This window comes from Rhodococcus sp. NPDC057014 (genome assembly GCF_042673295.1).
GTDB lineage: Bacteria > Actinomycetota > Actinomycetes > Mycobacteriales > Mycobacteriaceae > Rhodococcus_F.
The window spans coordinates 1-2,316 of the sequence record NZ_JBHUSF010000585.1; the positions used below are offsets into that span (position 1 = coordinate 1).

General features: G+C 66.8%; 2 protein-coding genes and 1 pseudogene. 2 read left to right on the plus strand and 1 reads right to left on the minus strand.

Features of this window, described 5'->3' with window-relative positions; translation table 11 throughout:
- Positions 1-93 precede the first annotated feature (93 nt).
- Both ACFTZB_RS45100 and ACFTZB_RS45105 read left to right on the plus strand, forming a co-directional pair.
- A pseudogene (locus tag ACFTZB_RS45100) lies at positions 94-543 on the plus strand (TerD family protein); the annotation flags it as partial.
- A 99-nt stretch (positions 544-642) separates the two neighbouring features.
- Positions 643-1,269, plus strand: a complete 627-nt coding sequence (locus ACFTZB_RS45105) for a Tellurium resistance (RefSeq protein WP_378442437.1) — start codon at positions 643-645, stop codon at positions 1,267-1,269.
- 460 nt (positions 1,270-1,729) lie between these two features.
- Here the strand turns inward: ACFTZB_RS45105 and ACFTZB_RS45110 are convergent.
- Positions 1,730-2,316, minus strand: a 587-nt coding sequence (locus ACFTZB_RS45110) for a histone-like nucleoid-structuring protein Lsr2 (RefSeq protein ID WP_378442435.1), incomplete at its 5' end; no start/stop codon positions are given.

The window sequence follows — 2,316 nt, forward strand, 5'->3', positions numbered from 1 at the left end:
CGCCCCCTGTGCCCGTCTGGGCGCCGACCAGCAGCCACACCCGGTGCGAGCGGTATCCCCTTTCATCACAGCAACTGCAGGAGATAGAGCCCCATGACTTCGCTTGTCCGCGGCCAGAACACCCCACTGACCTCACCGCAGCTGACCGTCACCGTCGCCGGCGTCACCCCCGGGACCGTCGACCTCATGGTTTTCCAGGTCACCTCCACCGGGAAGGTGCGAAACGACAGCGACTTCGTCTTCTTCAACCAACCCGCCTCCCCCGAGGGAGCGGTCCGGCTCACCGGCCCCAGCACGGTCGCGGTCGACGTCACCAAAGTGCCGTACGGGATCGACACCCTGCGCCTGGCGGTGAGCATGGACGACTCCGCTCCCGGCAGCCTCGCCGCCATCCCCGGCCTCGGCGTCACGCTGGGTTCGGTCTCGGCCCCGGCTCTGGGCCTGACCACCGAACGGGCCGCCGTCCTCGCCGAGATCTACCGGCGCGGTGAACAATGGAAGATCCGGAACGTCTCCGCCGGCTGGGACAGCGGCCTCAAGGCCCTCGTCACCGAACACGGTGTCACCGTCGACGACGCGCCCACCCACCCGCCTGCACCCACCTACCCTCCTGCTCCCCCGAACCAGCCACCCGCACCCGTCATTGCGTCCCCGGCGCCCACCCCGCCTCCGGTATCGCAGCCGCGGGTCCAGCTCAGCAAGGTCACCCTCACCACCCCCACCGTGTCCCTCGCCAAGGGCGGCGACACCGGCACGATGCGGGTCAACCTCAACTGGACCCGCGGCCGGCGCGGATTCCTCGGCAACGGTGCGATCGACCTCGATCTCGCCTGCCTGTACCAACTCCACAACGGGTCCAACGGTGTCGTCCAAGCACTCGGCAACGCGTTCGGCGACCTGCACTACCCGCCCTACATCGCCCTCGACGGCGACGACAGATCCGGCACCAACTCCGGCGGCGAGAACCTCCACATCAACCTCGCCCACCTCGCCGACTTCAAACGCATCCTCATCTTCGCCTACATCTACGACGGCACCCCGAACTGGTCCGCCGACGGCGTCGTCACCCTGTACCCACCCCATGGCCCCGAAGTGGAAGTGCGCCTCGACTCGCCCGACAACCGCGCCCGATCCTGCGCCATCGCCCTGCTTAACAACGAACGCAACGAACTCACCGTCACCCGAGAAGTGCGGTATATCAACGGCACCCAATCCGACATCTCCAAGGCCTACCGCTGGGGCCTGAAATGGACCGCCGGCCGCAAATAACGCCGCTCGAGGGAACCCGACCGAGCCCTCCTTCCATATCGGGCGACCACGTCGCGGCGTCAGCGCGAGTGCCGGGAATCGCCCAACCGACTGAACCGATACTGATCGTCCTCGCCTGACCGCGAGAGAGACCACACAGCGACACACCGCCCGAGCAGATTCGGCCACCGATAGTGCGGGGCGACAGTTCTCGGCACCGACATTCACCCAGCAGGTGCCAGCGGAAGGCCCCTCGGCCCCTCGGTGCACACTGTCGACCAGCGCTCGTGAATGCAACCTCCCGTACCAGTCGCACCAACCGTCCGCCAGCGTTCATTGCTGTGACACCAGCGCGCTCACCTTCGATGAGCCTGGCTCCGAAGAGAAAGGCAAGGGTTCGCCTACTGAACGTCCGTCGGATTAAGAGAACCCAGAAAACCCGGAGTCGGTCGGTCACGATCAACAGCGGACACCACTCGGTTCAGCCGCCCACAACCGGCAACTTCGCCACAGCGTCATGGAAGGCACGCACGATTGCGGCCGAAATCCGACCGCGGAAGGACACTTCACGGCCCTCCCCGATCGCCCACTCTCGAATCTCCTTGGCCGTCCTCTCCGCCGGCACCGTGCCCGCCTCCGCTCCCTTCACCGGAGCCTCCTTCCCGACAACCTCCTCCACGGCCGTCGTTTCCCCGGCGGCCTTCCCCGCTGCTGTCTTCTTCCCCGGACCCTTTGTCGCGGCCGTCTTCTTCGCCGGAGCCTTCCTCGCGGCCGTTGTCTTCGCCGGCACCCTGCTCGCCACCGGTACCTTCACCGGAGCCTCCTTCTCGACAACCTTCTCCACGGCCGTCTTCTTCGCCGGCGACTTCCTCGTCGGCGACTTCCTCGCGGCCGTCTTCTTCGCGGGAGCCGTCCCCGCGACTACCTTCTTCGCAGCCGCCTTCTTCGCCGGCACCGCATTTGCTTGAGCCTTCGCCGCCTGAGCGTCATGAAAAGCTCGCACGATCTCCGCCGAAATCCGGCCGCGGGGAGACACCTCGCGGCCCTCTCCGATCGCCCAGTCACGAA